This is a genomic window from Marinobacter sp. E2 (assembly GCF_055755345.1).
Genome location: NZ_CM146911.1, coordinates 3151639 through 3178189 on the forward strand (window position 1 = coordinate 3151639; position 26551 = coordinate 3178189).

The 26551-nt window shown below is 61.4% G+C and carries 28 protein-coding genes; 19 read left to right on the top strand and 9 right to left on the bottom strand.

Annotation, left to right across the window (positions count from 1 at the left end):
• Nucleotides 1–13 precede the first annotated feature (13 nt).
• Complete coding sequence (locus tag AC0J1C_RS14395; protein ID WP_375193213.1) at nt 14–1516, bottom strand: MFS transporter; 1503 nt, start codon at nt 1514–1516, stop codon at nt 14–16.
• 47 nt (nt 1517–1563) lie between these two features.
• A complete protein-coding gene (locus AC0J1C_RS14400; protein WP_473044473.1) occupies nt 1564–2025 on the bottom strand; it encodes a universal stress protein in 462 nt (153 codons plus the stop codon).
• Nucleotides 2026–2311: 286 nt separating this feature from the next.
• On the opposite strand from AC0J1C_RS14400, the gene AC0J1C_RS14405 reads away from it, so the two are divergent.
• From AC0J1C_RS14405 to AC0J1C_RS14415, 3 genes are all read left to right on the top strand, one after another.
• Nucleotides 2312–3670 (top strand): MFS transporter, encoded by a 1359-nt coding sequence (locus AC0J1C_RS14405; protein ID WP_473044474.1) that lies wholly within the window; start codon nt 2312–2314, stop codon nt 3668–3670.
• A gap of 107 nt (nt 3671–3777) precedes the next feature.
• Nucleotides 3778–4290: an EVE domain-containing protein gene (locus tag AC0J1C_RS14410; protein WP_473044476.1), complete on the top strand. Its 513-nt coding sequence runs from the start codon at nt 3778–3780 to the stop codon at nt 4288–4290.
• A gap of 54 nt (nt 4291–4344) precedes the next feature.
• Nucleotides 4345–5172, top strand: coding sequence for an ion transporter (locus tag AC0J1C_RS14415; protein ID WP_473044478.1), 828 nt, complete (start codon nt 4345–4347; stop codon nt 5170–5172).
• A 57-nt stretch (nt 5173–5229) separates the two neighbouring features.
• Here AC0J1C_RS14415 and AC0J1C_RS14420 read toward each other — a convergent pair whose 3' ends face one another.
• Nucleotides 5230–5607: a SirB2 family protein gene (locus tag AC0J1C_RS14420; RefSeq protein WP_091987703.1), complete on the bottom strand. Its 378-nt coding sequence runs from the start codon at nt 5605–5607 to the stop codon at nt 5230–5232.
• Nucleotides 5608–5732: 125 nt separating this feature from the next.
• Here AC0J1C_RS14420 and AC0J1C_RS14425 point away from each other — a divergent pair, with 125 nt between their 5' ends.
• Nucleotides 5733–6917 carry an NnrS family protein gene (locus tag AC0J1C_RS14425; RefSeq protein WP_473046559.1) on the top strand — a complete coding sequence of 395 codons (1185 nt, stop codon included), beginning with the start codon at nt 5733–5735 and terminating at the stop codon, nt 6915–6917.
• A gap of 20 nt (nt 6918–6937) precedes the next feature.
• Here AC0J1C_RS14425 and AC0J1C_RS14430 read toward each other — a convergent pair whose 3' ends face one another.
• Complete coding sequence (locus AC0J1C_RS14430; protein WP_473044479.1) at nt 6938–7453, bottom strand: SRPBCC family protein; 516 nt, start codon at nt 7451–7453, stop codon at nt 6938–6940.
• 218 nt (nt 7454–7671) lie between these two features.
• On the opposite strand from AC0J1C_RS14430, the gene fabA reads away from it, so the two are divergent.
• Both fabA and fabB read left to right on the top strand, forming a co-directional pair.
• Nucleotides 7672–8181 (top strand): bifunctional 3-hydroxydecanoyl-ACP dehydratase/trans-2-decenoyl-ACP isomerase, encoded by a 510-nt coding sequence (fabA, locus tag AC0J1C_RS14435; RefSeq protein WP_473044480.1) that lies wholly within the window; start codon nt 7672–7674, stop codon nt 8179–8181.
• Between the two features lie 11 nt (nt 8182–8192).
• Nucleotides 8193–9404, top strand: a complete 1212-nt coding sequence (fabB, locus tag AC0J1C_RS14440) for a beta-ketoacyl-ACP synthase I (protein ID WP_473044481.1) — start codon at nt 8193–8195, stop codon at nt 9402–9404.
• 24 nt (nt 9405–9428) lie between these two features.
• On the opposite strand, the gene AC0J1C_RS14445 is transcribed toward fabB, so the two are convergent.
• Nucleotides 9429–9785 (bottom strand): helix-turn-helix transcriptional regulator, encoded by a 357-nt coding sequence (locus tag AC0J1C_RS14445; RefSeq protein WP_091987714.1) that lies wholly within the window; start codon nt 9783–9785, stop codon nt 9429–9431.
• Between the two features lie 184 nt (nt 9786–9969).
• Here AC0J1C_RS14445 and trhP point away from each other — a divergent pair, with 184 nt between their 5' ends.
• The 8 genes from trhP (at nt 9970) to AC0J1C_RS14485 (ending at nt 18240) form a co-directional block, all read left to right on the top strand.
• On the top strand, nt 9970–11301 hold the full coding sequence (gene trhP, locus AC0J1C_RS14450; RefSeq protein ID WP_473044482.1) for a prephenate-dependent tRNA uridine(34) hydroxylase TrhP: 1332 nt from the start codon (nt 9970–9972) through the stop codon (nt 11299–11301).
• A gap of 492 nt (nt 11302–11793) precedes the next feature.
• Nucleotides 11794–13242 carry a Fe-S cluster assembly protein SufB gene (gene sufB / locus AC0J1C_RS14455; RefSeq protein WP_375193203.1) on the top strand — a complete coding sequence of 483 codons (1449 nt, stop codon included), beginning with the start codon at nt 11794–11796 and terminating at the stop codon, nt 13240–13242.
• A gap of 209 nt (nt 13243–13451) precedes the next feature.
• The gene (sufC, locus tag AC0J1C_RS14460) at nt 13452–14225 is read left to right on the top strand and encodes a Fe-S cluster assembly ATPase SufC (RefSeq protein ID WP_375193202.1); all 774 of its coding nucleotides are present in this window, start codon (nt 13452–13454) and stop codon (nt 14223–14225) included.
• Between the two features lie 13 nt (nt 14226–14238).
• Nucleotides 14239–15525: a Fe-S cluster assembly protein SufD gene (gene sufD / locus AC0J1C_RS14465; protein ID WP_375193201.1), complete on the top strand. Its 1287-nt coding sequence runs from the start codon at nt 14239–14241 to the stop codon at nt 15523–15525.
• Between the two features lie 6 nt (nt 15526–15531).
• Complete coding sequence (locus tag AC0J1C_RS14470) at nt 15532–16785, top strand: aminotransferase class V-fold PLP-dependent enzyme (protein ID WP_473044484.1); 1254 nt, start codon at nt 15532–15534, stop codon at nt 16783–16785.
• A 13-nt stretch (nt 16786–16798) separates the two neighbouring features.
• On the top strand, nt 16799–17152 hold the full coding sequence (locus AC0J1C_RS14475; protein ID WP_375193199.1) for a HesB/IscA family protein: 354 nt from the start codon (nt 16799–16801) through the stop codon (nt 17150–17152).
• An 80-nt stretch (nt 17153–17232) separates the two neighbouring features.
• Entirely contained in the window at nt 17233–17775 is a 543-nt protein-coding gene (sufT, locus tag AC0J1C_RS14480) for a putative Fe-S cluster assembly protein SufT (RefSeq protein ID WP_473044485.1), read from the top strand.
• A complete protein-coding gene (locus tag AC0J1C_RS14485) occupies nt 17776–18240 on the top strand; it encodes a SufE family protein (protein ID WP_473044486.1) in 465 nt (154 codons plus the stop codon).
• A gap of 59 nt (nt 18241–18299) precedes the next feature.
• On the opposite strand, the gene AC0J1C_RS14490 is transcribed toward AC0J1C_RS14485, so the two are convergent.
• Nucleotides 18300–19514, bottom strand: coding sequence for a flagellar assembly protein T N-terminal domain-containing protein (locus AC0J1C_RS14490; protein ID WP_473044487.1), 1215 nt, complete (start codon nt 19512–19514; stop codon nt 18300–18302).
• 6 nt (nt 19515–19520) lie between these two features.
• Nucleotides 19521–20066 carry an LPP20 family lipoprotein gene (locus AC0J1C_RS14495; RefSeq protein ID WP_375193195.1) on the bottom strand — a complete coding sequence of 182 codons (546 nt, stop codon included), beginning with the start codon at nt 20064–20066 and terminating at the stop codon, nt 19521–19523.
• Nucleotides 20067–20333: 267 nt separating this feature from the next.
• On the opposite strand from AC0J1C_RS14495, the gene AC0J1C_RS14500 reads away from it, so the two are divergent.
• From AC0J1C_RS14500 to trmL, 5 genes are all read left to right on the top strand, one after another.
• Nucleotides 20334–21593 carry a conjugal transfer protein TraF gene (locus tag AC0J1C_RS14500; RefSeq protein ID WP_473044488.1) on the top strand — a complete coding sequence of 420 codons (1260 nt, stop codon included), beginning with the start codon at nt 20334–20336 and terminating at the stop codon, nt 21591–21593.
• Between the two features lie 82 nt (nt 21594–21675).
• The gene (locus tag AC0J1C_RS14505) at nt 21676–22797 is read left to right on the top strand and encodes a tRNA nucleotidyltransferase/poly(A) polymerase-related protein (RefSeq protein WP_473044489.1); all 1122 of its coding nucleotides are present in this window, start codon (nt 21676–21678) and stop codon (nt 22795–22797) included.
• A gap of 9 nt (nt 22798–22806) precedes the next feature.
• Nucleotides 22807–23553: a pteridine reductase gene (locus tag AC0J1C_RS14510; RefSeq protein ID WP_473044490.1), complete on the top strand. Its 747-nt coding sequence runs from the start codon at nt 22807–22809 to the stop codon at nt 23551–23553.
• A gap of 107 nt (nt 23554–23660) precedes the next feature.
• Nucleotides 23661–24839, top strand: a complete 1179-nt coding sequence (locus AC0J1C_RS14515) for an acetyl-CoA C-acetyltransferase (RefSeq protein ID WP_375193191.1) — start codon at nt 23661–23663, stop codon at nt 24837–24839.
• Nucleotides 24840–24844: 5 nt separating this feature from the next.
• Entirely contained in the window at nt 24845–25309 is a 465-nt protein-coding gene (gene trmL / locus AC0J1C_RS14520) for a tRNA (uridine(34)/cytosine(34)/5-carboxymethylaminomethyluridine(34)-2'-O)-methyltransferase TrmL (protein WP_473044491.1), read from the top strand.
• A 66-nt stretch (nt 25310–25375) separates the two neighbouring features.
• Here the strand turns inward: trmL and secB are convergent, their stop codons facing one another.
• Nucleotides 25376–25879, bottom strand: coding sequence for a protein-export chaperone SecB (gene secB / locus AC0J1C_RS14525; protein WP_375193189.1), 504 nt, complete (start codon nt 25877–25879; stop codon nt 25376–25378).
• Nucleotides 25880–26025: 146 nt separating this feature from the next.
• Nucleotides 26026–26442 (bottom strand): rhodanese-like domain-containing protein, encoded by a 417-nt coding sequence (locus AC0J1C_RS14530; protein WP_091987752.1) that lies wholly within the window; start codon nt 26440–26442, stop codon nt 26026–26028.
• Nucleotides 26443–26551: the final 109 nt, after the last annotated feature.

The following is a 26551-nucleotide window of genomic DNA, read 5'->3' on the forward strand; positions in this document are numbered from 1 at the left end:
TTGCAGTATGGGTTCAGGCGGTTGCAGCGGCCTGCCGGCGGCGTTCCTCTTCCTCGATCTGCAGATCCACCGAAGACACATGGTATTCCTCGGAGAATCCGCTCTCGGGCTCTTTCAGCCACAGGATACACAGCAACCAGCTGACGAAGGCGCCGCCGGCGATGATATAGAAGAACTGGTTGGGGGTAACGAAGGTGAAGATGGTCAGGTACACCACCGCACCCACGTTGCCGTAGGCGCCGGCCATGCCGGAAATCTGGCCGGTGAGGCGCCGCTTGATGGAGGGGATGATGCCGAAAGTGGCGCCCTCGGCTCCCTGCACGAAGAAGGAAGTGAACACGGTGATGGCCACTGCGATGATCAACGGCCAGTTGGAGTTAAGCAGCCCCATCAATCCGAAGCCCACGGCAATGCCGAACATGTAGCTGAGCATCACGAACCGGCGGTTGCCCAGGCGGTCGGATACCAGCCCGCCCATGGGCCGTGCCACCAGGTTCACGAAGGCAAAGGAAGCGGCAATAAGGCCGGCGGCGGTGGCACTCAGACTCCAGGTTTCCTCGAAGAACATGGGCAGCATGGATACCACCGCCAGCTCGGCACCAAAGTTGGCAAAGTAGGTGCTGTTGAGCGCCGCTACGCTGTTGAACGGGTACTTGTCATCTTCCGGCACGCCCTTCTTGAGGATGGGCACATTCACCCGCAGGATCTGGATGATCTGGTAGGTCACTATGGCCACGATGACTGCGTAGCAGAGCGCGGCGCCGGTGGGGCTCAGGTAGCCCATGTTCTCGATACGCCACACCAGGATCGCCAGCACGCCCACCAGCGGAATGGTCCACAGGATCAGCTTGATCATGTCGCCCCAGCTGCTCACTTCCAGCGCCACTGCCTTACGCGGCTTGCGGTGCACGGTACCGGCAGGGCCGTCGGTAATGGCAAACCAGTAGTACACCCCGTAGGCGGCCATCACAATCGCACTCTGGGCAATGGCCCAGCGCCAGCCGTCTTCCCCACCGTACATGTGCAGGGCGATGGTGGGCAGGGTTATGGCCGCTGCGGCGGAACCGAAGTTGCCCCAGCCGGCGTAGAAACCCTCGGCGAAGCCGATGTCCTTGGGTTTGAACCACATGGCAGTCATGTGGATGCCGACCACGAAGCTGGCGCCAATGGAGCTGAGCACCAGGCGGCTGACCAGCAGCTGGGTCATGGTATTGCCGAAGGCAAACACCAGGGCCGGAATGGCCATCAGCACCATCAGTACCGAGAACACCCGACGCGGGCCGAAACGGTCCAGGGCCATGCCCACAATGATGCGCGCGGGGATAGTCAGCGCCACGTTGCTGATTGCAAACAGGCGCAGGTCATCGGCGGTCAGCCAGTCGACGCTCTTGAGCATGCTCGAGGCGAGCGGCGCCATGTTGAACCACACGTAGAAGGTAATGAAGAATGCAATCCAGGTCAGGTGCAACGCCCTGATCTCCGGATTACGGACGTGGAAAACGTCAGCGACTTTCATGTCAGCCTCCCTGGGCTATCAGATACAGAAACAGGTGATGCCCGGGCTCAGCGGCTGGGCAGAATCAGGAGCGGACACTGGATCCGGCGGGCGAGGAAGGAGCTCACGCTGCCGAAGGTCATGTAATCCAGTTCGTCCACAAAATGGGTCAGTGAGCGGGCAATAAAGCCGCCGTCCGGCTCGTGGCTGTGGCGGGCAATCACCAGCATGTCCGGGTGGATCTTCTTCTCGGCCGCGAACAGCAGCATCTTGCGGGCATCACCCTCCAGCAGCATGGTCTCGGCGGAGACGTTCTCCTGCTGGCAAACTTCCAGGGCCTCGGCGAGAAACTGTTTAAGCTCGCTCACTTCCTGCTGGAACAGGTCTTCGTTGCCGGCGGTAATGTCCCGGGGGTTCTCAGCCACGGCCACCAGGGTGATCACCGGCGTGAGATCACGGAACATGGTGAGGGTCTGGGCCAGGGCCAGCCTGGCATTGCGCGAACCATCGTAGGCAATCATGATTTTCATGGGTGGGTTCTCCGGGGGCGCTCCCAGCGCCCGTTCGATTGATATCCGTCAGCATTAGCCCACACTCCGGTGCGGCCCATAATTGACGTAAATCAACCCTGGTGACGCCTACCCCACCAGAGAAATCAACCATCTATCCCCTACCCACCAAACCTGGCCAGGCACCTACCACCCTTGCCCCCTGCAGGAGGTACCTCCAATGCCCCGCACCGCCGGGCGTCGGATTTGGTAGCGTAAAGAGGCGGTGTCACACAGCGCCCAACCGATTTCCGGAAGGAGGGGAAACATGGCCACCAGCCCGTCGAAAACCGAGCAACACCGAGCCCTCGGCCTGTCCACGTTTGCCTTTACTCTCTGCTTTGCGGTGTGGACGATTTTCTCGATCATCGGCATCCGCATCAGTGAGGATCTGGGATTGTCCGATACCCAGCTGGGGCTGCTGATGGCCACCCCGATCCTCACCGGCTCCATCAGCCGACTGTTTCTGGGCATCTGGACCGATCGCTACGGCGGGCGCTGGGTGTTCGGCATTCTGATGCTCACCACCGCAACCTGCGTTTACCTGCTGACCTTTGCCACCACCTACCTCATGCTGCTGGTGGGCGCCCTCGGCGTGGGCCTGGCTGGCGGCGCTTTCATCGTGGGTGTGGCCTACACCGCCGCCTGGTTCGAGCCCCAGCAACAGGGCACGGCGTTGGGTATCTTCGGTGCGGGCAACGTGGGGGCGGCGGTCACCAACTTCGGGGCGCCGTTCCTGCTGGTCGCCTTTGGCTGGGAAAGCACGGCGCAGATCTATGCAACGGTATTGGCCGTCATGGGGCTGGTGTTCATCCTGCTGGCGAAGGAAGATCCGCTGGCGGCGGAGCGGGCCGGTGCCCGATCCAAATCCTTCATGGAGCAGATGGAACCGTTGCGGGAGCTGAGGGTCTGGCGGTTTGCCCTCTACTACTTTTTCGTGTTCGGGGCCTTTGTGGCCCTGGCACTGTGGCTGCCGCATTTCCTGATCGGCGTGTACGGCCTGGATATCAAGACGGCCGGCATCATCGCCGCCCTTTACACCATTCCCGCCTCCCTGTTCCGGATTCTCGGCGGCTGGCTGTCAGACCGTTTCGGCGCCCGTCGGGTGATGTACTGGACGTTCGGAGCCTCGGTGGTGTGCACCTTCCTGCTCAGCTATCCGCCCACCGACTACGTGGTGCAGGGCATTGATGGCGACATCCGCTTCACCCTGGCCATGAATCTGCCGATGTTCGTGGCCCTGATTTTCATCCTTGGCTTTTTCATGTCGCTCGGCAAGGCCGCGGTGTACAAGCACATCCCGGTGTACTACCCCAAACACGTGGGTGCCGTAGGTGGGGTGGTTGGCATGATCGGCGGGCTTGGTGGCTTCATCCTGCCGTTGACCTTTGGTGCCCTCAACGACCTGACCGGCATCTGGCAGAGCTGCTTCATGCTGATGTTCGTGATTGTCGCCGCTGCGCTGGCCTGGATGCATTACGCCATCCGGTCTGCCGAGCGTGAGGAATGGGCTGCCAACGAGGAGCGTACCGATCTGCCGGAGTTGTCCTCGCCCCACCTGTTCTACCCGCTGAACCGGAAAAAAACCGCCGATCCCCTGGCATCGCCAGCCGACGCCGGGCACTGACAACGCCTCAATCCCTTTGATTGCGCCTCACTGCCCCGCATGCCGGGGCTTTTTTCGTATAATCGCAGGCAACGTTGCGCTATCCAACCAGACCCCGGGGAACCAGAATGGCAAAATGGCTTGTTAAATCCGAACCGGACGAGTGTGGCATTGACGATTTTGCCTCCGATCCGCAGGCAGTGATCCCCTGGGACGGCGTACGCAACTACCAGGCCCGGAACTTTCTGAGACAGATGGCCGAGGGTGATGAGGTGTTGCTGTACCACTCCAGCTGCAGGCACATTGGCGTGGCCGGCATCGTGCGCGTGGTACAGGGCCCGTACCCGGACCCTGCCCAGTTTGACCCGGACTCTCCCTACCACGACGGCAAGAGCCGCCGCGACAATCCCAGGTGGACCGCCGTTGGCATGCGCCATGTCAGGAAGCTGCCCCGAGTCATTCCGCTGACCGAGCTGAAAACGCTGCCGGCATTGGCGGATTTGCCGCTGGTAAAGAAAGGCTCACGGCTGTCGGTGATGCCGGTGAGCGAGCAGGAGTGGCAGGCAATCCTGGGTCTGGTCGCCTTGCCCGGAGATACTTCCGGTGCCCGTGAGAATCTGGCCTACCGCTATCCTTCGTAATGAGGGCGTTTTAGAATTGCCGCCTCCCTGATTGATCCGAGGTCGTAAGCTGTCATGTCGTCCCAACTGAACCCAGCCTCCAGTTTCGAGAGACTGCGCCTGATTGAATCCAGCAAACTGTTCCAGGGCGTGGTGATTGCCATCATCATCCTCTCGGCGCTGACCATTGGTGCCAAGACCTATGACGTACCGCCCCTGGTGGAGCAGTCTCTGATTGTGCTGGACAACGCGATCACGCTCTTCTTTCTGGTGGAAATCCTGTTCCGCTTCGGGGTGTGCGCCGACAAGAAACGCTTCCTGTTCGATGGCTGGAACCTGTTCGATACGCTGGTGGTGATTGGCAGCCTGATTCCCCTCGACAACTCGGAAGCCGTGCTGCTGGGCCGGCTATTGCGCGTGTTCCGGGTTCTGCGGCTGGTGTCGGTGGTGCCGGAGCTGCGGTTCCTGATCAATTCCCTGCTCAAGGCCATCCCGCGTATGGGCTACATTGCCCTGCTGATGTTCATCATCTTCTACATCTACGCCGCCATGGGCTCCATGTTTTTTGCCAGCGTGGACGAGGAGCTCTGGGGTGACGTTGCCATTGCCATGCTCACCCTGTTCCGGGTGGCGACCTTCGAGGACTGGACGGACGTGATGTACGCCACCATGGAACAGTACCCACTGAGCTGGCTGTTCTACATCACCTTTATTTTCCTGACGGCGTTCGTCTTCCTGAACATGATGATCGGCGCCATTCTGGAGGTGATGAGCGAGGAGCAGAATGCCAAGCAGGCCCAGAAGGCCCACGATGAGCGGGACGAGATTGCCCGCCAGCTGCAGGCCGTTCAGAACCAGCTGGCAGCGCTGACGGAACAGATGAGTAACGGGCGTCGGGACTGACGCCCCTGGTTATCAGAACACCGGGTTATCAGAACACCGGGTTATCAGAACACCGGGCTACCAGAACACCGGTTTGTATATCGCCAGATGGAAAATGCCGGTTACCAGCCCCAGCGCAACCACAGCCGCCGTTACCCGGGTAGGAATGCCCAGGGAGGGCTTGAGCGCGAAGATACCGGCAATGATGTAACCGATCAGCAGGAAGATCTTGGCCGTCAGCCAGCCGTGAACCAGCGGCACCCAGGGCGTGACGAACAGCAGGCCGATGGCCGCCGTCAGCAGGATGGTATCGTTGGCGTGGGGGATCCAGCGCAGCGGCGTGGTCCGCCAACCGGGTCTGCCCACGGCATCGAGCAGTAATCGCAGCGCAAACAGCACCACGGTAAGGTAGGCCGTGGTCATGTGCAGGTGCTTGAGTATCAGATAGGCGCTCATTGTCATTCCTTTGTGAATCAAAACGATGGGCCCATTGTACGCACACATACCCCGAACCGGGTATGGTCAATCACGGTCACCGCATATAAGATTCTTATTAAATGAATCTATATGCGGAGACCGCCATGCAGGCCATTCCTTCCGTCCATAAATCCGGAGCTGCCAGCGTTGGCCAGCTGTTCAGCTACCCGTTCCGGATATTCTTCCTGTCGATGACTCTTCTGGCGCTGCTGGCCATCCCCGCGTGGGTGATGCAGATTACCGGCGTTATCCAGCTGCCTCTGGCCATGCCGGGCCTGCTCTGGCACCAGCATGAGATGCTGTTCGGCTTCCTGTCGGCCGCCATTGCCGGCTTTCTGCTGACCGCCGTGTGTGTCTGGACCCAGACCAACCGGCTCCATGGTCTCGCTCTGCTGCTGCTCTGGGCCGTGTGGCTGGCAGGGCGTGTGCTGCTGGCCACCGGAGCCGCCCTGCCAGAGTGGCTGGTACAGGGCGTCAACCTGGCCTTCCTGCCCCTGGTGATGATGGACGCCGGCTGGCGTATCTGGAAAGCCCGCCAGAAACGGCAACTGCTTATCCTGGTGGTACTCGGACTGCTCTGGATGATGCAGATCGGGTTTGTCACGCGGCTGGACATGACCTTCAGTTATGGCGCCCTGATCATGGCCATGGCGCTGATCAGCATCATTGGTGGCCGGATTACCCCGGCCTTCACCGGCGGCTGGCTGCGTCAGCGGGGGCTGGATGCCTCGGCAGTGACAACGGTACCGGCCCTGGACATGGCAACCGTCTTCACGCTGATTGCACTGATGGCCGCTCTGGTCTCGGGCTGGCAGACCGGTACCGGCGTTCTGGCGGTCATCTCGGCAGGCCTGATGCTGGTGCGTCTGGCGGGCTGGAAGGGCTGGCTGGTCCGGCAAGAACCTCTGCTCTGGATACTGCACCTGTCCATACTCTGGGTGCCCGTCGCCCTGATCCTGCTGGCCGGTTCGCTGCTGGCTAGCTGGCCCTCAAGTGCCTGGACTCACGCCGCGGGCACCGGCGCCGTAGCCTGCCTCATTCTCGGTGTGATTGCCCGGGTGGCCCTGGGCCATACCGGCCGACCGCTGATACTTCCGAACGGCATGGTGCTGGCGTTCTGTGCCATCCATCTGGCCGCTCTGATACGGGTATTGACGGCTTTCGGGGTGATTCCGTGGCATCCGGGTATCGGCACCAGCACTCTGCTGTGGCTGGTAGCCTTCGGGCTGTTCCTGTACCGGTACACCGGCATTCTTGCCAGCCCCCGCCCGGACGGTCGCGAGGGCTGAGCGTCCCGATCACTGGCGGCTCAGGCCGCCAGTTCCTCTTCCAGCAACCCCTGAAAGACCTCCCGAGCCTGACGGAACCGGCTCGCCGGAAAATGGATCCGGATGCCTTCGAGCGCCGCCAGCAGCATTTCCAGATGGGCATCCCACCCGGCGCAGGCAATGGGCACCAGCTCGTCCTGGGGCAGCAGCAGGGTCAGTGACAGGCGGGTGCCAGTGTCTTCCGACGCAAGCTCCCAGATCAGCGGCCGCTCCGGCGCATCGCCGGAACTCCAGGAATAGGCAAGCCTGCGGTTAGGCCGGCATTCGGTGATCCGGCAATCTATGGGCATGCCACTGTTGCCAAAGTCCAGCTGCACCCGCCCGCCGTTACGGGCCTCCAGGGTGCCCGGTGCCAGCCAGTCGGCCAGGCAGACAGAATCGGTGAGCATGCGCCAGACCGCCTCCGGCGGATGGTCGATCTCCCGCTCCAGCTGCACCCTCACCCGCCCGGCTTCGCACCGAACCTGACCACTGATGATTGCTTCGTCCCCGGACATGACTCCTCCTTACCAGACAGGCGCTGCGAGGTCATCGCACACGTATGCCGACCAGTGTAGGGAGCGCCTTTTCAGCCCGCCTTGATGACCATCAACGCCAGCGGGAATGGCCACAGGAGGAACTATCCACCCGCAAACATCCACTAATGGTCAATAGCCCCTCGTCAAATTCGAGCTAAAGTATTAAGAAATCATTTTGTAATAGAGACACTGGCACTATGACTGCAGATCGTTTTGACAAAGAAGACCTGATCAAGTGCGGCCACGGCAAGCTGTTCCCCGGCTCCATGCGCCTGCCTATTGATGAAATGCTGATGTTCGACCGCATTACTCACATTGCCGATAACGACGGTTTGTTCGGCAAGGGCAGCCTGGTGGCGGAACTCGACATCAACCCGGACCTGTGGTTCTTCAACGTGCACTTTGTGGATGATCCGGTGATGCCGGGCTGCCTGGGCCTGGATGCCATGTGGCAGCTGGTGGGCTTTTTCCTGGCCTGGGGTGGCGGCGAAGGCAAAGGCCGCGCCCTGGCTGCCGGCGAGGTGAAATTCACCGGCCAGGTATTGCCCACGGCCAAGAAGGTCACCTACCACCTGGATCTGAAGCGCGTGATCCGGCGGAAACTGACCATGGCCATCGCCGATGGCCGCATGGAAGTGGACGGCCGGGAGATCTACACCGCCAAAGACCTCCGGGTTGGCATGTTTACCTCGACTGATGACTTTTAGGAGTTAGCAGAATGCGTCGCGTTGTAATTACCGGTATGGGCATTGTTTCCAGCCTTGGTACCAACCAGAAGGAAGTGGCCCAGTCACTCAAGGAATCCCGCTCCGGCATCGGCTTCAGCGAGGAGGCCCGGGACAACGGTCTGCGCAGCCACGTGTGTGGCCAGATCAACCTGAACCTGCCGGAACTGATTGACCGCAAGCTGTGGCGCTTCATGTGTCCGGCCTCGGGGTACACCTACCTGGCCATGCTCGAAGCCATCGAGCAGGCGGGCCTGACGGAGAAACAGATCAAAGCCGACACCACCGGGATCATCTTCGGTCAGGGCGGCGCCTCCACCGTCGAGCTGCTGGATTCCATCGATACCCACCGGGACCGCGGCATCCGTCGCGTCGGGCCGTATCGCGTGCCCCGTACCATGGGCAGCGCCATCAACGCGTCTATTGCCACCGGCTTTGGCATTCGCGGCATCAACTACGGCATTACCTCGGCCTGTGCCACCAGCGCGCATTCCATCGGCCATGCTGCCGACCTGATCGCCCTGGGCCGCCAGGACGTGATGTTCGCCGGCGGCGGCGAGGACATCCACTGGACTCTGAGCCTGCTGTTCGACGCCATGGGCGCCCTGTCCACCAAGTACAACGACACGCCCGAGCTGGCCTCGCGCACCTACGATGCCAACCGTGACGGATTTGTGATTTCCGGCGGTGGCGGCGTTCTTGCCCTTGAGGCCCTGGAGCACGCCGAGGCCCGTGGCGCCAACATCCTGGCCGAACTGGTGGGTTTCGGTGCCACCTCCGACGGTGCCGACATGGTCGCGCCGAGCGGCGAAGGGGCCGTTCGCTGCATGAAGCAGGCGATGAAAAACCTCGATGGCGAGATCAGCTACGTCAACACCCACGGCACCAGCACGCCGGCCGGGGACGTGACCGAGCTGAAAGCTCTGAAGGAAACCTTTGGCGACAAGATTCCGCCCCTGAGCTCCACCAAGCCCTTGTGTGGCCATGCACTGGGTGCGGCCGGCGTACATGAGGCCATCTACAGCCTGATCATGCAGCGGGAAGGCTTCATTGCGCCCTCCGCCAACATCCAGACTCTGGATGAAGGTGCCGAGGGCTACCCGATTGTTCGGGAGCGCATGGACAACCAGACACTGGATCTGGTGATGAGCAACAGCTTCGGATTTGGTGGCACCAACGCCACCCTGATCTTCAAGAAGGTGTGACTCGTCGAGAAAGCGCCGCTCGGTTCAAGACAGCCTGACCGACCGATACTCAGCCGGGGACGTTCCCATCCAGCGCTTGAACGCCCGGCTAAAGGCGCTTAACTCGGAAAAGCCAAGCTGCTCGGCAATTTCCACCAGCGGCTTGGTTTTATCCTGCATGTAGGTCAGCGCCTGCCGACGACGGACGTCCTCCAGCAACCGGGCAAAGGTCAGCCCTTCCCGCCGGAGCTTTTTGTGCAGGGTGTAGCGGCTCATGTGCAGCTGCGATGCCACCACCTCAACACCCACCTTGCCACGGGCCAGCTGCACACTGATCAGGGAACTGACCCTGGCACTCAGTGATGCCCGTGCCACCTCTGGTTTCAGAGGCCTTGCTGCCATCTGCGATTCCTCCTCTCGAATTCAATGGCCGATCAGGCCACGGTTGCGAGCGTACACATGTTAGCCGAAAACAATCAATACGACCTTTGAGCAGGATCAAGGGAATCGGTTTCGGATTACGGCAGACTTGCCAGAGTTTTTTCCACCCTAGAACCTGAAGGCCCTCAGACTGCCACGGAGCCCCATGAATCCACCGGAACTCCTCGCCCCAGCCGGCACCCCCGAACACCTTGAAACCGCATTCGCCTACGGCGCCGATGCCGTCTACGCAGGCCAGCCCCGGTATTCACTGAGAGTAAGAAACAACAGTTTCAAAGACGTTGCAGCCCTTGGCGCGGGCATCGCCAGGGCCCATCAGTTGGGCAAGCGGTTTTACCTGGTGTCCAACATCGCCCCGCACAACGACAAGGTGAAAAGCTACCTCAGGGATCTCGCGCCTATTGTTGAGCACAGGCCCGATGCGCTGATCATGTCCGATCCCGGCCTGATCATGCTGGTGCGCGAGCGCTGGCCGGATCAACCCATCCACCTGTCGGTGCAGGCCAACGCGGTGAACTGGGCCACGGTTGAATTCTGGCGTCGACAAGGCATCCAGCGAGTGATCCTCTCCCGGGAACTGGCCCTCGAGGAAATCCGCGACATCCGTGACCGGGTGCCGGCCATGGAGCTGGAAGTGTTCGTCCACGGCGCCCTCTGCATGGCCTATTCCGGCCGCTGCCTGCTGTCCGGCTACATGAACCACCGAGACGCCAACCAGGGCGCCTGCACCAACGCCTGCCGGTGGAACTACCAGCCCGTGGCGCACCAGCAGGACCAGACCGGCGACCTCATTGCCACCACCGGCGGCGGTGAAGCACAGGAAATCGTACCGAAAGAAATCCTGCTGCAAGAACCCAATCGCCCCGGTGGCTTCATTCCCGCCTACGAGGATGAGCACGGCACCTACATCATGAACTCGAAAGACCTGCGAGCGGTGCAGCATGTCGCCGAACTGGCAAAAATCGGCGTGCACTCCCTGAAAATCGAAGGTCGTACGAAGAGCACCTACTACGTGGCCCGAACCACCCAGGTTTACCGCCGCGCCATCGACGAAGCCGTACAGGGCAAACCGTTCAACATGGCCCTGATGGACGAACTGGAAGCGCTCTCCAACCGCGGCTACACCGAGGGCTTCCTGCGCCGCCACCCCCCGAAGGAATACCAGAGCTACGAACAGGGCACGTCCTTCCTGGGCACCCAGCAGGTGGTGGGCACCATTGCGGACGCCGACGACCGCTGGCTGACCATCGAGGTCAAAAACCGGTTCGCCCCTGGCGATTCCCTGGAACTGATCACCCCGACCGGCAACCTCCGGTTCTCGGCCAGTGTCATGGAAAACCGAAACGGCCAGGCCATGGCGTATGCGCCTGGCAGCGGACATGTTGTCCGTATACCGAAGCCGGAGCGCCTGCCCGAGTCTCTCGATTTCAGTTATCTGACCCGAATCGATTCCGAAGAGCCCCGCAGCCTGGCTTAGACCTTGGTCGCGAATAGCCGGAGGTTGGGCATGTAGGGCAGGGGGATTCTCCCAAAACCCTGTCTTGCCAGGGATGGCAAGACGGAGCCCCCAGGGATGGGTTTACGGCGTGTTTTGGGAGAATCCCCCTGCCCTGCATGCTTCGCCCGGGCGAAAATTTCTGCAGAACAAAGCTATCAGCACCATTGCCAGCCCCTTAGTGCCCCATGGACCGATTAAGGTATAATCAGCCCACGCGCAAATTAATACCTGACTAAAATACTCTGGTATTGTATAATCGCTCGCCAGAAGCAGACGGACCGGCTGTATTTATTATCGAAAGCCAGCGGCTTCCGTCATCCAAAAAGCGATTGCAGGGCGTACTCACCGGACGAGCGACCACTGCAACACCCGAACAGCTGATATCCGACCGGCGCCCGTCCCAAACGTGGCGAGGCAGCCGGCGAAACCAAGGGCCCAGGGCCCGCGATGAGAGAATACGGAGCGACGATCATGGCGACCACCGATAAAGAGGTGAACGAGCTGATCAAACGGGAATACGAGCACGGATTCGTGACCAACATCGAATCCGATACGTTCGAGCCCGGCCTGAATGAAGACGTTATCGCCCGCCTGTCCGGCATCAAGAAAGAACCGGAATGGATGCTGGAGTGGCGCCTGAAAGCCTACCGTCGCTGGCTCGAGATGGAAGAGCCGGACTGGGCCCACGTGGGCTACCCAAAAATCGACTACAACTCGATTTCCTACTATTCCGCGCCCAAGCGCAAGGAAGACATGCCCCAGAGCCTGGATGAAGTGGATCCGGAGCTGCTGAAAACCTATGAGAAGCTGGGCATCCCCCTGCACGAGCGTGAAAAGCTTGCCGGCGTGGCCGTTGATGCCGTGTTCGACTCCGTGTCTGTGGCTACCACCTTCAAGGAGCCGCTGGCCAAGGCCGGCGTGATTTTCTGCTCCATTTCCGAGGCCATCCGCGATTACCCGGAACTGGTACAGAAGTACCTGGGCTCCGTGGTTCCCCACGGCGACAATTTCTTCGCCGGCCTGAACTCCGCGGTGTTCTCCGACGGCACCTTTGTTTACGTGCCGAAGGGCGTGCGCTGCCCCATGGAGCTGTCCACCTACTTCCGCATCAACGCGGCCAACACTGGCCAGTTCGAGCGCACCCTGATCATCGCCGACGAAGGCAGCTACGTTAGCTACCTCGAGGGCTGCACCGCCCCGATGCGCGACGAAAACCAGCTGCACGCAGCGGTGGTTGAGCTGGTGGCCCTGGACGACGCCCAGATCAAGTACTCCACGGTACAGAACTGGTACCCGGGCGATGAGGAAGGCAAAGGCGGCATCTTCAACTTCGTCACCAAGCGTGGCGCTGCCATTGGCAAGAACTCCAAGATCTCCTGGACCCAGGTCGAGACCGGCTCTGCGGTTACCTGGAAGTACCCCAGCTGTGTGCTGCGGGGCGAGAACAGCGTGGGTGAGTTTTACTCAGTGGCGCTGACCAACAACTTCCAGCAGGCCGACACCGGCACCAAGATGATCCACCTGGGCAAGAACACCTCCAGCACGATCATCTCCAAGGGTATTTCCGCCGGAAAGAGCTCCAACGCCTACCGGGGCCTGGTGAAGTTCGGTCCCGGCGCGGAAGGCGCGCGTAATTTTACCCAGTGCGATTCGCTGCTGATCGGCGACCGCTGTGGCGCGCACACCTTCCCGTACATCGAGAGCAAGAACAAGTCGGCCATCGTCGAGCACGAAGCAACTACCTCCAAGGTCAGCGACGAGCAGATGTTCCTCTGCCGTCAGCGCGGTATCGACCCGGAACAGGCGGTTTCCATGATCGTGAACGGCTTCTGTAAGGAAGTGTTCAAGGAGCTGCCCATGGAGTTCGCGGTCGAGGCCGGCAAACTGCTCGAGGTCAGCCTCGAAGGGTCCGTTGGTTAACAGAACGGCAAGCGCAAAAGCATAGCGGAAGCCGCCGGGCAGGCCCTTCCGGGATCGTCGAAATCAGGGATGATTTCGTCGAGCGTACAGGGATGTATTCACAGCGTATCCCGAAAGGGCCTGCCCGGCGGCTGACTCACCCGATCAAGCGGTCAGCAAGGCCAGGGTGAACATCAGAATTCAACGGTTAAACGAGAGAGAAGCGACAAATGCTGAGCATCAAGAACCTGCACGCCTCCGTTGAGGGCAAAGAAATCCTCAAGGGCATCAACCTGGAAATCAAGGCCGGGGAAGTTCACGCCATCATGGGCCCCAACGGCTCTGGCAAGAGCACCCTGTCCCAGGTGCTGGCAGGCAACGAGGCATTTGAAGTGACCGAAGGCGAAATCAGCCTGAACGGCGAGAACCTGCTGGAACTGGAAACCGAAGAGCGTGCCCGTGAAGGCATTTTCCTGGCGTTCCAGTACCCGGTAGAGATTCCCGGCGTCAGCAACCTGCAGTTCCTGCGCACCGCCGTTAACGCCATGCGTCACCACCGCGGCGAGGAAGAAATGAACGCGGCCGAATTCATGAAGCTGGCACGGGAAGTGTCCAAGCAGGTCGACCTGGACCCGTCCTTCCTCAAGCGTGGCGTGAACGAAGGCTTCTCCGGTGGTGAGAAGAAGCGCAACGAGATCCTGCAGGCCCTGTTGCTCCAGCCGAAGCTGGCCATTCTCGACGAAACCGACTCCGGCCTCGACATAGACGCCCTGAAAGTCGTGTCCGATGGCGTGAACGCCCTGCGTTCCGAAGACCGTGCCATCCTCATGGTGACCCACTACCAGCGCCTGCTGAACCACATTGTGCCGGATCACGTGCACGTGCTCGCAGGCGGCAAAATCATCAAGTCCGGCGGCCGCGAACTGGCCCTGGAACTGGAAGAGCGCGGTTACGGCTGGCTTGGCATCAAGGATGAGGAACCGGCCGAGAGCGCGGGCAACTAAGGGAGGTCGCGGAATGAAACCAGCACCAACGCTTTCGACGGCTTTCCTGCATCCCACTGGTCAATCCCTGCCGGAGCCCTTCCAGGCCCTGCGCAAGCAGCGCGGCACGGCCCTGGTGGACATGCCCCTGCCGACCCGGAAAACCGAGAACTGGAAGTACTCCAGCAAGTATCTCAAGCTGACCGACGAAATGGCCCTGTCGCTGCCGGCGGAAGGCAAGACTGGCAGCAGCCTGGCCGTTCCGGGCTACAAGGTGGTGTTCCTGAACGGGGTATTGATCCCCGAGGCCAGCGAATATCCGGATCTGGACGGCATCCGCATCCAGAGCTTCGATGACATGGACAACGACGAGGCTGCGGCCCTGGCTGACCGGCTCGACAGCACCCTCGATAACAAGGCTGTGCAGATGGCGCGGCTGAACTCGGCCCGCTTTGAAGACGGCCTGCTGGTGCGTCTGAAGCCCGGCGCGGTGCTAGACCAGCCGCTGTTCATCGTGCACGAAGTGAGCGCTGATGCGAGCGGCTCGGCCTACCCCAGAATCTACGTAGACGCCGGTGCCAACAGCCAGATCACGCTTGTTGAGGAATACATCTCCAGCGGTTCTGAACCGGTGATGGTCAACACCGTCACTGAATTCGCCCTGGCCGAGGGCGCCAACGTCACCAGCGTGCGCCTCAATATGGAAGGCGATAACGTGCAGCACATCGGCGCCACCGGTGTGCGCCAGCAGCGCAGTTCCCGCTTCGAAAGCCACTGCGTCGGCTTCGGCGGCCCGCTGCGCCGGCACGACCTTCAGGTGCGGCTGGAAGGCGAAGGCGCCGAATGCAAACTCAACGGTGTGGTGGTTACCCAGGGCAAACAGCACTACGACAACCACACCACCATCGAGCATGTAGCGGCCCACTGCAACAGCGAGGAGACCTACCGCAACATCGCGGCAGACCAGTCCCACGCCATCTTCAACGGCCGCATTCATATCCACCAGGACGCCCAGAAGTCCAACGCGGATATGAACAACAAGAACCTGTTGCTGTCCAACGGGGCAGAGATAGACACCAAGCCGGAGCTGGAAATTTACGCCGATGACGTCAAGTGCGCCCACGGCGCTACTATTGGTCAGCTCGACGAGATTTCCCTGTTCTACCTGGTTTCCCGGGGCATCGGCCGGCGCGAAGCGAACGTGCTGCTGACCATGGCCTTTATCAACGAGCTGGTGGAACAGATTCCGGTAGAAGCGGTGCGGGAAACGGCCCAGGGCCGCCTGAACCACTTCTTTGAAGAGACATTCCAGGAGGCATAACCGGTCATGACCGATCTCTCCGTGGCACAGACCGCCAATCGCCCCACCTTCAACGTGGAGGCCATACGCCGGGACTTCCCGATCCTGTCCCAACAGGTGAACGGCAAACCCCTGGTGTATCTGGACAACGGCGCCTCCGCGCAGAAGCCGGAAGCGGTGCTGGGCGCCATGGATCGTTATTACCGGGAAATGCACTCCAACGTACACCGGGGCGCCCACACCCTCGGTGACCGGGCAACCGCCGCCTTTGAAGGCGCGCGGGAGACCGTGCGTGCCTTCCTCAACGCCGCAAGCACCCGGGAGATCATCTGGACCCGGGGCACCACCGAGGCCATCAACCTGGTGGCCAACGGTCTGGCAGCCCGCCTCAAGCCCGGCGACGAGATTCTGGTCAGCCATATGGAGCACCACGCCAACATCGTGCCCTGGCAGATGGTGGCCGAACGCACCGGTGCGAAAGTGGTGCCGGTACAGGTCACACCAGACGGCGAGCTGGATCTGGATTCGTTCACCAGCCTGCTCAATGAGAAGACCCGAGTGCTGGCGCTTACCCACGTATCCAACGTGCTTGGCACCGTGAACCCGGTAGCGGCACTGGTTGAGCAGGCCAAGGCCCACGGTATCATCACCCTGCTGGATGGCGCCCAGGCGGTGCCCCACTTCCAGCCGGACGTGCAGGCGCTGGGCTGCGATTTCTACGTGTTCTCCTCCCACAAGCTGTTCGGCCCCACCGGCATCGGTGTGCTCTATGGCAAGACCCAGCTGCTGGAGGAAATACCGCCCTACCAGGGTGGCGGCGAGATGATCGAGCGGGTGTCGTTCGAGCGCACCACCTGGAATACCCTGCCCTACAAGTTTGAGGCAGGTACCCCTCCGATTGCCGAGGCCGTGGGCCTGGCCGCCGCCATTGATTACCTGAACGGCCTGGACCGCACGGCGATGGAAGCGGCAGAAGCTGCGCTGCTGGCCCGCGCCAACCAGCTGGTGGAAACCGTGCCCGGCATGGAAATCATCGGTACGGCGAAACAGAAAGTGCCGGTGATGTCCTTTAAAATTGCCGGTTTACACCCCAGTGATATAGGCACGCTGCTGGACCAGCAGGGTATTGCGATCCGCACCGGCCACCACTGTGCCATGCCGCTGATGGATTTCTATGGAGTTCCCGGTACTGCCCGGGCCTCCTTTGCGTTCTACAATACACTGGACGAGGTGGAAACATTCTTTACCGCCCTGCAGAAAGTCCAGCGCCTGTTTGCCTGATGGAGGTGGAATCATGACAGCTGAAGTCTTCACCCCGAGCGTCGCCGTCACCATGACCCCGAGCGCGGTCAAGCACGTGCGCAAGCAGCTTGACAAGAAGCCCGACGCACGCGGTATCCGGCTGGCCATCAAGAAAAGTGGCTGCTCCGGCTTCAAGTACGAAACCCAGTGGGTGGAGGAAGCTGCCACCGACGACAAGGTGTTTCACATCGACGGCGTGGATGTGTTCGTGAAGGAAGAGCATCTGCCACTGGTGAACGGCATCGAGATTGATTTCGTGACGGAAGGCGTGAACTCCATGTTCCAGTTCCGCAACCCGAACGCCACCGCCGAGTGCGGTTGCGGCGAGAGCTTCACCGTCGCGTAACCCCTCACTGAACGTGTAGGTCGGATTAGCAAAGCGTAATCCGACACCAAAGATTGGAAAAAAGCGAGGCCCGAACCGGCATGCAAGAACGCGAAGTGGTCCTGACAAAACGCGAGGTGGAAGCCCGCCTTGTCCCCTCCGGAACCGAAATCATGATTCCGTCGGACACCTTTGTGACCATCACGCAGTCGCTCGGTGGCACCTTCACCGTCACGGTGAATGGAAACCTCGCCCGGGTTGAAGGCCACAACGCCGATGCACTCGGCAAAAAGCCCCTGGAAAGCAGTTTTGAAACGCCGGCAGACGGCACCGTCAATGAAAATCAGGTCTGGGAAGCCATGCGCAACTGCTACGACCCGGAAATCCCGGTAAACGTGGTGGATCTGGGCCTGATTTACGACTGCAAGATCGAGAATGGCACCGAGGACGGCAACCACGTTTACGTTCTGATGACGCTGACCGCCGCCGGCTGCGGTATGGGCCCGGTGATTACCGAGGATGTGAAGACAAAACTCGAGCACGTACCCAACGTGGACAAGGTAACCGTTGAGCTGACCTTCGATCCGCCCTGGAGCAACGACATGCTCACCGACGAAGCCAAGCTTGAACTGGGGATGCTGTAAATGACCGCCAGCGAACAGGACTTTCTGAACAACCCTCTGGGTAAAGACACCACCCTGGACGATGTGCTGGATGGCTTCGAACTGCTGGACGACTGGGAAGAGCGCTACGCGTTCATCATCGACCTGGGCAAGCAGCTTCCGGCGTTTCCGGAAGATGCCCGGGTGGAAGAAAACTACGTGCACGGCTGCCAGAGCCAGGTCTGGCTGATCCATCATTACGATGACACCACCGGTCGGCTCTACCTGCTGATTGATTCCGACGCCATGATCGTGCGCGGCCTGGCCGCCATCATTCTGGTGGCACTGAACGGAAAGACCCCGAGAGACCTGCTGGCCACCGATATCGACGAGCTGTTCGAACAGCTGGATCTGTTCCGCCACATCTCCCCGACTCGCGGCAACGGCCTGCGCGCCATGGTCGGCAAGATCCGCGACATCGCCGCCGCCGAAGCCGCCAGCGCCTGAGGCGCACTGCCCTCAAGATTCTCACGGGGCTGCCACCGTCGTGGCCAGCCCCGCCTTCATCACCAGAGAATGGCGATGTCGTCCCTCTGGATGTTCACCATCACCCCCGGCTGGGGCATGGTACCCCGGCTTTCCCTTGGCTGGACCCGATCAATGGTGACCGAAACCCCGGCATCGTGGAGTTCAGGGGTAGCCTCTGGCGCCTCCAGGTACCTTTTGCTCCGGTAGAGTTTCAGCTCATCCCCGGGCCGAAGTCCCGCTGTTGAGCCGGACTCCAGGGTCACCCCGTGGCCGTCGACTCTCGCCACCCGTGTCATGAAAGGCTGGCAGGCCAGAGCCTCGGACACCGCGCCCGCCATCTCGCCGATCAGCGCCTGCACAGACTGGCCGTAAGCCGTTTTCTGGAAGCCGGCGGAGCCGAAGCCTGTCGAGCTTCCGGGGCCGGCATTCCATTCTGCGGCAGTTTCAAACCGCTGCTGGTACACCGGCGCGCCACTGAAACCGTCAAACACCACCAGATCGACCGCAAACCTCCGGCTCTGGTCAACGGTGCCCAATCCACGCTGCAGCCCATCGAGTACGGATGTGCCCCAGGCTGAGGGATCAGCAACCCCCAGGTCGCGGATGACACCGGTTACCACAAACTGGGCGTCCAGTTCCCGCGCCAGCTGGGACATGTTGCTCAACCTATTGTCGCCCGCCTGCACGGTGGGCGCATTCAGCAGGTCACCGAACAGCCGTGAGGTGGTGGCGGCAAAAACCTGAAGGCCGCCCCGCTCCACCAGTCGCCGCTGGAGCTGTTGCGGCAAGATTTCGCCGGCGTCGTCCAGGCGGCCCACCCGGGCCTGGTCCGGGTACAGCAGGGGAAAACCGGTGATGGCCACCCGCTTTCTCAATCTCCCGGCGTCGCCGGCGGCACACTGGCCGGCGCCAGCGCTGACATCCCCCTGAACCGTCACTCGCAACAGGTTGCCATTGCGGTATTCGTCAATGATGCGCACATTACGCGCGTTCACCGCCGAGGCCAGCTGGGTACGGGATTCCGTGAGCACCCCGTTTTCCATGGTATCGCGGGTGCTTACCCTGGCCTCATACTGCAGCGAGAGATCGCGCATCGCAGCTTTGCGGGCTTCTGCCCGGGCGGCTTCCAGATCCCCGTTATGGATGTTGGCATGGCCCACACCTTCCAGCACCACGGCCCGTGCACCGGCGGCAAAGGTCAACGCCAGCAGCATCAGCCAGGTTGCAACGGAACGGGTCGAACATCTCATCATGGCCAGCTACTCGAGGTAGTACAGGGAATCAACGCCCCTGCTCTGAACGTCGCCAATACTGTCGTTGTCCTGGGGCATGGGAATCGGGCAAAGATCCTGCACCTGGTCGTCGGCGACCTTGGCGACACAGGCCCGGAACCTGGGCTCGAGCTTCAGCTCCATGACCGTCTCGAAAACCCCATCGCTGTGTTCGTTTACCGCCACCAGCTTGGCACCCCGGATGTAACTGTCCACGTACGTCCGGAACATGTCATTGCGCAGCACGAAGTCGTTCACCGTGGAGCTTCCATAAACCACCGTGCCGTATACCCGCTCCACCAGATTGCGGTAGGCGTCCAGCTGTGAGGCGCGGCGCGCCAGCAAGCGTTTGCGGCTGTCCGTTCGGTCGGAGGCGGCGTCGGCGTAGGTACCCAGACCGCTGACACGCACGGTGATAGGCTCCAGATCGGTATCCCGCAGGGACTGGTCACCGTCGCCGCGGAAGCCGCCGGTAGGGGCGCAGGCGGCAAGGCCGAAGGCCAGCACAGGGATGAGTATCCAGCGAAGGATCATTGCAGTTCTCCAAAGTACGTCCTGACAGGTTTGCCATGCCCCATGAAAAAAGTGCGCCAGTTTTTCCAGGCTACTGATATTTCGAGCAAAGGCACGGGCAGCGCCGGGTAATCGGCGGTGAAGCGGCAAAATTCTGCCTCCGTTTACAGTTCTGGAACAAACGGTTACCCCAAGCGTCGTGTCCACCGCCGGCTTCTGCATTACCCTCTGAGGATCGCATATCTGCTTTGCCTTTTAACAACCAGTTTACTGCCAACGAGATCCACTATGACCGAATACCGTATGACCCGACTTGCCCTGGCCGTCGGGCTGTCACTGGCCACCACCGCCACCCTCGCCAGCCCCCAATCATTCAAGTCTGCCCGCTCCTTCGCCATGGCTGGAACCGGCGTGGCCGTCGCGACCCCCGCCGATGCCCTGGTGGCCAACCCGGCCATGCTGGCCGCTGACCATCACAGCTGGAATGACGACTTCGGTCTGCAGCTGATTTCAGTGAACGCACGGCTGGCCGACGAAGAAGACACCATCGACCAGATCGACCGCATCCAGGACACCATCGATAATCTGGAACAGGCAGTGGACAACCTGAACCAGACCGAAGCCCAGAACCAGGCCGGTATCCTGCGGGACCAGCTCCAGACCTTTGATCGCGACACGATGCGCGCCAACATCGGCCTGGGCCTGGGATTGGCGGTACCTTCGCAGGGATTGTCCGTGGGTGTCTTTACCAATGGCAACCTGACCGCCACGGTGCGCGGCGAGTATGCCGCCAGCGATGACGCGCTGCTGGCCGGCCTGGAAAACGGCTCTGTGCCGGCAACCTCTGGCGTCACCGACGGCCTGGAATCCCGGGGCAAGATTCTCGCCTCCGCCGTTGCCGAGCTGGGGGTGACCTTCGCCCGCGCCATCGAGCTGAGCAACGGCCAACGGCTGCAGTTGGGGCTGTCTCCCAAGTACGTGAATCTGCAAACCTTCCAGTACACCGAGACCGTTTCCGGCTTTGAAGACGACGACTTCGACGGCGAGCAATACCAGACTGACAAGAGCGGCTTCAACCTAGACCTCGGTGCTGCCTATGCCTTTGGCTCAGAGCAGCAGTGGAACGCCGGCGCGTCCGTGCGGAACCTGATTCCCATGGAACTCGATTCCGCCGCCAGCCGTCCGCTGCTGGGCGAGGAAGTTCGCACCCTGGAACTCGACCCCATGGTAACCGTGGGCCTGGCGCACCGGGGCGATTATCACGTGATTACCGCCGAGCTGGACCTGACCAAGAAGAAAGCCTTTGGCTACGAGGACGATACCCAGTGGCTGGCGGTAGGCGCCGAGTTTGATGCCTTCCGTTACGCCCAGCTTCGCATCGGTGCCCGGCAGAACCTGGCGAGCAACGACGACAACGACGGCATTGAAGAGAAGACCCAGTTCACCGCTGGCCTGGGGCTGAACATTCTGGGTGCCCGCGTCGATCTGGCGGGTCTGGTCAGCGATGCCGATGTGGGCGCGGCCATCGAAGTGGGTGCGGCCTTCTGACCGGCCTCCGCCTCTGATTTGCGAACAGCACCCGCTCACCGGATAATCCGGCACACATTCCCTGAAAAGAATCAGACATGTGATGCAAGCCTATCTGGTGGGTGGTGCTGTTCGCGACGAACTGCTCGGTCTTGAGGTTAAAGACCGGGACTGGGTGGTGGTGGGCGCCACCCCGGAAGACATGCTGGCCAAGGGGTTCAAGCAGGTGGGCGCGGACTTTCCGGTGTTCCTGCACCCGGCAACCCGGGAGGAATATGCCCTTGCCAGGACCGAGCGCAAGCAGGGTCGCGGTTACCACGGCTTTACCGTATACAGCGCGCCGGATGTTACCCTCGAGCAGGACCTCCAGCGCCGCGACCTCACCATCAACGCCATGGCGAAAACCGAGGATGGCGAGCTGGTGGATCCCTTCCAGGGCCGGGCCGATATCCGCAATCGCACCCTTCGCCACGTATCGGAAGCCTTTGCCGAAGATCCCCTTCGAATCCTGCGCACCGCCCGATTCGCTGCGCGTTTCCAGCCCCTGGGGTTTACCGTCTGCGACCAGACCCAGGCACTCATGCAACACATGGTGCGCGACGGCGAAGTAGAACACCTGGTGCCAGAACGAGTCTGGCAGGAACTGCAGCGAGCCCTCCACGAACGGTCACCGGAGACGTTTTTCTCCGTGTTGCGGAGCTGTGGGGCGCTGGCGGTACTGATTCCGGAACTCGATCCTCAGGCATCGTTCGAGGCAGCGATGGCGGCTCTTCGCTGCATTCATGGCATACCCGACACCGCCACCGAAGAGCGTTTCGCTGCAATCCTGTCGCCCCTTTCCGAAGCGCAGGCACTCGACAGGGCCCGCGCCCTCAAGGCCCCCAGGGACAGCCAGAATCTGGCGCGTCTGGGCACCGCACTGAAAACGGAACTTACCGCACTTGACCCATCGGCCCCGGACAGCGCTGTTCTGCTGGATCTTCTGGACAGAGCCGACCTGTGGCGCCGATCCGAACGCTTCGAACAGCTGCTGCGGGTGCTCGACTGCGCGCTGCCCGACGCAGCCCGGGCTGTTGATCTGCTGCGCCGGGCGTCCCGGGCCGCCAGCGGGGTTGATCCGGCCGAGCTGCTGGACCAAGGTTACAAGGGCAAGGCCCTGGGCGAGGCCATCCGCAAGGAGCGACAACGGCGAATCGACCTGGCGATTGCCACCCACCAACCATAGGGAGTTCCGATGTCTGACAACACCCCCGTAGCCCTGGTAACCGGCTCGGCCCATCGTCTTGGAGCCCACACCGCCCGAACCCTCCACCGCCGGGGCTGGAACCTTGTGATTCATTACCGGGGCCGGGAAGACGAGGCCCAGGCTCTGGTGTACGACCTGAACCGGCAGCGTACGGATTCCGCCTGCGCGCTGCAGGCCGACCTCGCCCGGGATGAAGACATCAACCGGCTGGCCGGCGACACCATTGCCCGCTGGGGACGGCTGGACGCACTGGTCAACAACGCCTCCGTGTTCTATCCCACGCCCACCGCCCGGGCCACCGGAGACGACTGGGACACCATCATGAGCGCCAATCTGCGGGCGCCTTTCTTTCTGTTGCAGGCCTGCCTTCCCGCCCTGAAGGCATCCCGGGGCTCAGTGGTGAACATGATCGACATCTACAGCGAAAAGCCCATCGCCGACCACCCACTTTACTGCGCCAGTAAGGCCGGCCTTGCCGCCCTGACCCGCTCCTGGGCGAATGACCTCGCGCCCGAGGTGCGGGTGAACGGCGTGTCGCCAGGCGCCATTCTCTGGCCGGAAGGCGAGGCTGCCATGGGCGAATCGGCGCAGCAGGCCATTCTGGACAAGACCCCGCTGGCACGTACCGGTGACCCGGACGACATCGCCGGCACCATTGCTTTCCTGATCTGCGACGCCCCCTTCATTACCGGGCAGATACTGGCCGTGGACGGCGGTCGAAGCCTGAACATGTAGCCTGCCGGCTTTGGCCAAGGGCGGCTTTCCGGATACAATGCCGGCAGCTTTCAATCCTGCGTGTCCCGGGCTGCGCCCCGGGCGTCCCTACGATCCGGAGAATCCCCATGAGAGATGTCGTTATTGTTGCCGCCCGTCGTACCGCCATCGGAACCTTTGGCGGAGGTCTCTCCAGCCTGCGTGCCGACCAGCTCGGCACCGCCGTCATCAAGGCGATCCTGGAGCAAACCGGCGTGCCAGGAGACCAGGTGAACGAAGTGGTACTGGGCCAGGTACTGACCGCCGGCTGCGGCCAGAACCCGGCTCGCCAGTCGGCCATCAACGCCGGCATCCCGGCTTCCGTGCCCGCCATGACCATCAACAAGGTCTGTGGCTCGGGCCTGAAGGCGGTGCACATGGCGGTGCAGGCCATTCGCTGTGGCGACGCCGAGCTGATGATTGCCGGTGGCCAGGAGAGCATGAGCCAGGCCCCTCACGTTCTGCCCAACAGCCGTAATGGCCAGCGCATGGGCGACTGGAACCTGGTCGATACCATGATCAAGGACGGCCTCTGGGACGCCTTCAACGACTACCACATGGGCATCACTGCCGAGAACATCGTCGAGAAATACGGCATCAGCCGGCAGGAGCAGGACGAATTCGCTGCCGCTTCCCAGCAGAAAGCCGCCGCGGCACGTGCCGCCGGTTATTTCGATGACCAGATCGTGCCGGTCACCATTCCCCAGCGCAAAGGCGACCCCATCGTGGTCGACCGCGACGAAGGCCCCCGTGACGGCGTTACCGCCGAAGGCCTGGCCAACCTGCGTGCCGCCTTCAAGAAGGACGGCACGGTAACCGCAGGCAACGCCTCCTCGCTGAACGACGGCGCCGCTGCCGTTATGGTGTGCAGCGCCGAGAAAGCCAGGGAGCTGGGGCTGACGCCGCTGGCCACCATCAAGGCCCACGCCAACGCCGGCGTAGACCCCACCATCATGGGCACCGGCCCGATTCCCGCCAGCCAGCGCTGCCTGCAGCGGGCCGGCTGGAGCGTCGACGAGCTCGACCTGGTAGAGGCCAACGAGGCCTTCGCCGCTCAGGCCATTTCGGTGAACCGGGACATGGGCTGGGACACCAGCAAGGTAAACGTGAACGGCGGCGCCATTGCCCTGGGCCACCCCATCGGCGCCTCTGGCTGCCGGATTCTCGTCTCCCTGCTGCATGAGATGGTTCGCCGCGATGCCCACAAGGGCCTGGCGACCCTGTGCATCGGCGGTGGCATGGGCGTGGCCCTGGCGGTTGAGCGCTGAGCTGTATGCTCCACGTGGTGCTGTACGAGCCGGAGATACCGCCGAATACCGGTAACATCATCCGGCTGTGCGCCAACACCGGCTGTCAGCTGCATCTGATCGAACCGCTGGGTTTTAACCTGGAGGACAAGCAGATGCGGCGGGCCGGCCTCGATTACAGCGAATACGCCTCGGTCAAAGTCCACAAGAACTATCACGAGTTCCTGGCCAGCGAGCAGCCTGAACGCCTGTTCGGGCTGACCACCAAAGGCCACACCCATTACCATCAGGTGAGTTTTCAGGACGGCGACTACCTGATGTTCGGTCCGGAAACCCGGGGCCTGCCCGTGGAGATCCGGGAATCCCTGCCGCCAGAGCGGCGACTGCGGGTACCCATGCGCCCAGAGAGCCGGAGCCTGAATCTCTCCAATACCGCCGCGCTGGTGGTTTACGAGGCCTGGCGGCAACTGGGCTTCCAGGGTGCGGTCTAGACCAGAAACCGTGCAGGCACAAAAAAACCGGCCAGGGCCGGTTTTTTCTTTTCCAGAGAGCGGCGATCAGTGCGCCTGCTGCTCTTCCTTCGCCTCGCCAGCGGCCTCTTCCTGCTTGCGCTTGAGGGCCTGGGCGTAGATGGCATCGAAGTTCACCGGCGCCAGCATCAGGGCCGGGAAGCTGCCCTTGTTGACCACGCCATCAATGGCTTCGCGGGCATAGGGGAACAGAATGGTCGGGCAGTAGGCGCCAAGCATCTGGCCCAGCTGCTGACCTTCAATACCCTGCACCAGGAACACGCCGCCCTGCTGAATCTCAACGATGTAGGCGACTTTCTCTCCCACCTTCGCGGTGACGGTCAGGGAAAGTACAACCTCGTACTGGTTGTCACTGACCTTGTTGTGGGAGGTGTTCAGGTCCAGGTTCACCTGCGGCTTCCACTGCTCCTGAAAAACCAGCGGAGAGTTGGGTGATTCGAAAGACAGGTCCTTCACATAGATGCGCTGAAGGGCAAACTGCGGTTGGTTCTGGTTGTCACCGCCTGCGGCGGCTTGCTGGTTCTCAGCCATGTTCAATCCTTTCGTTCTCAATCGTGGGGCACGGAGCCCCTTTATTGTGGGGTGTTATCTGGTCTGCTGCCGAAGCATTCTACGTCGGCGCCCGGCCGGCTAATGTGAAACAGTGCGGCAGATTGGGTTTCAGATCAAGGCCGGCTCTATTTCTTCACCAGCGGCAGATTGCTGGCTTTCCAGTCAGCGATACCCCCATTGAGCCGCGACACGTTGCTGAAGCCCTCGGCATTCAGCTGTTTTACCGCCATGGCTGAATGCTGGCCCATCTTGTCGGCCACAATGATCTGCTTGTCCTTGAATTTACTCAGCTCGTTGACCCGGCTTTTCAAGCTGTTCAGCGGAATGTTGATGGAACCGGTAATACGGCCCTCACCAAACTCCTTGCGGTCCCGGATGTCCACCACCACGGCTTCGTCTTTATTGATGAGGTTGACCGCGCCCTGGGCCGAGATCTTGGCACCACCGCGACGGGACTCCAGAATAAGGATCGCCACCAGAAATGCCACAAACAGCGACACCAGAATGTAGTGGTTAACGACAAATTCAAACAACCGGTCCATGCACTTACCCTGATAGTGAGTTTGGCCGGATTATACACAGCCTGGTTGCCGGACAGAAGGTGACGAAACTGGTCAGTAAATGCGAAAATAGATAAACTGCATTTTCGTT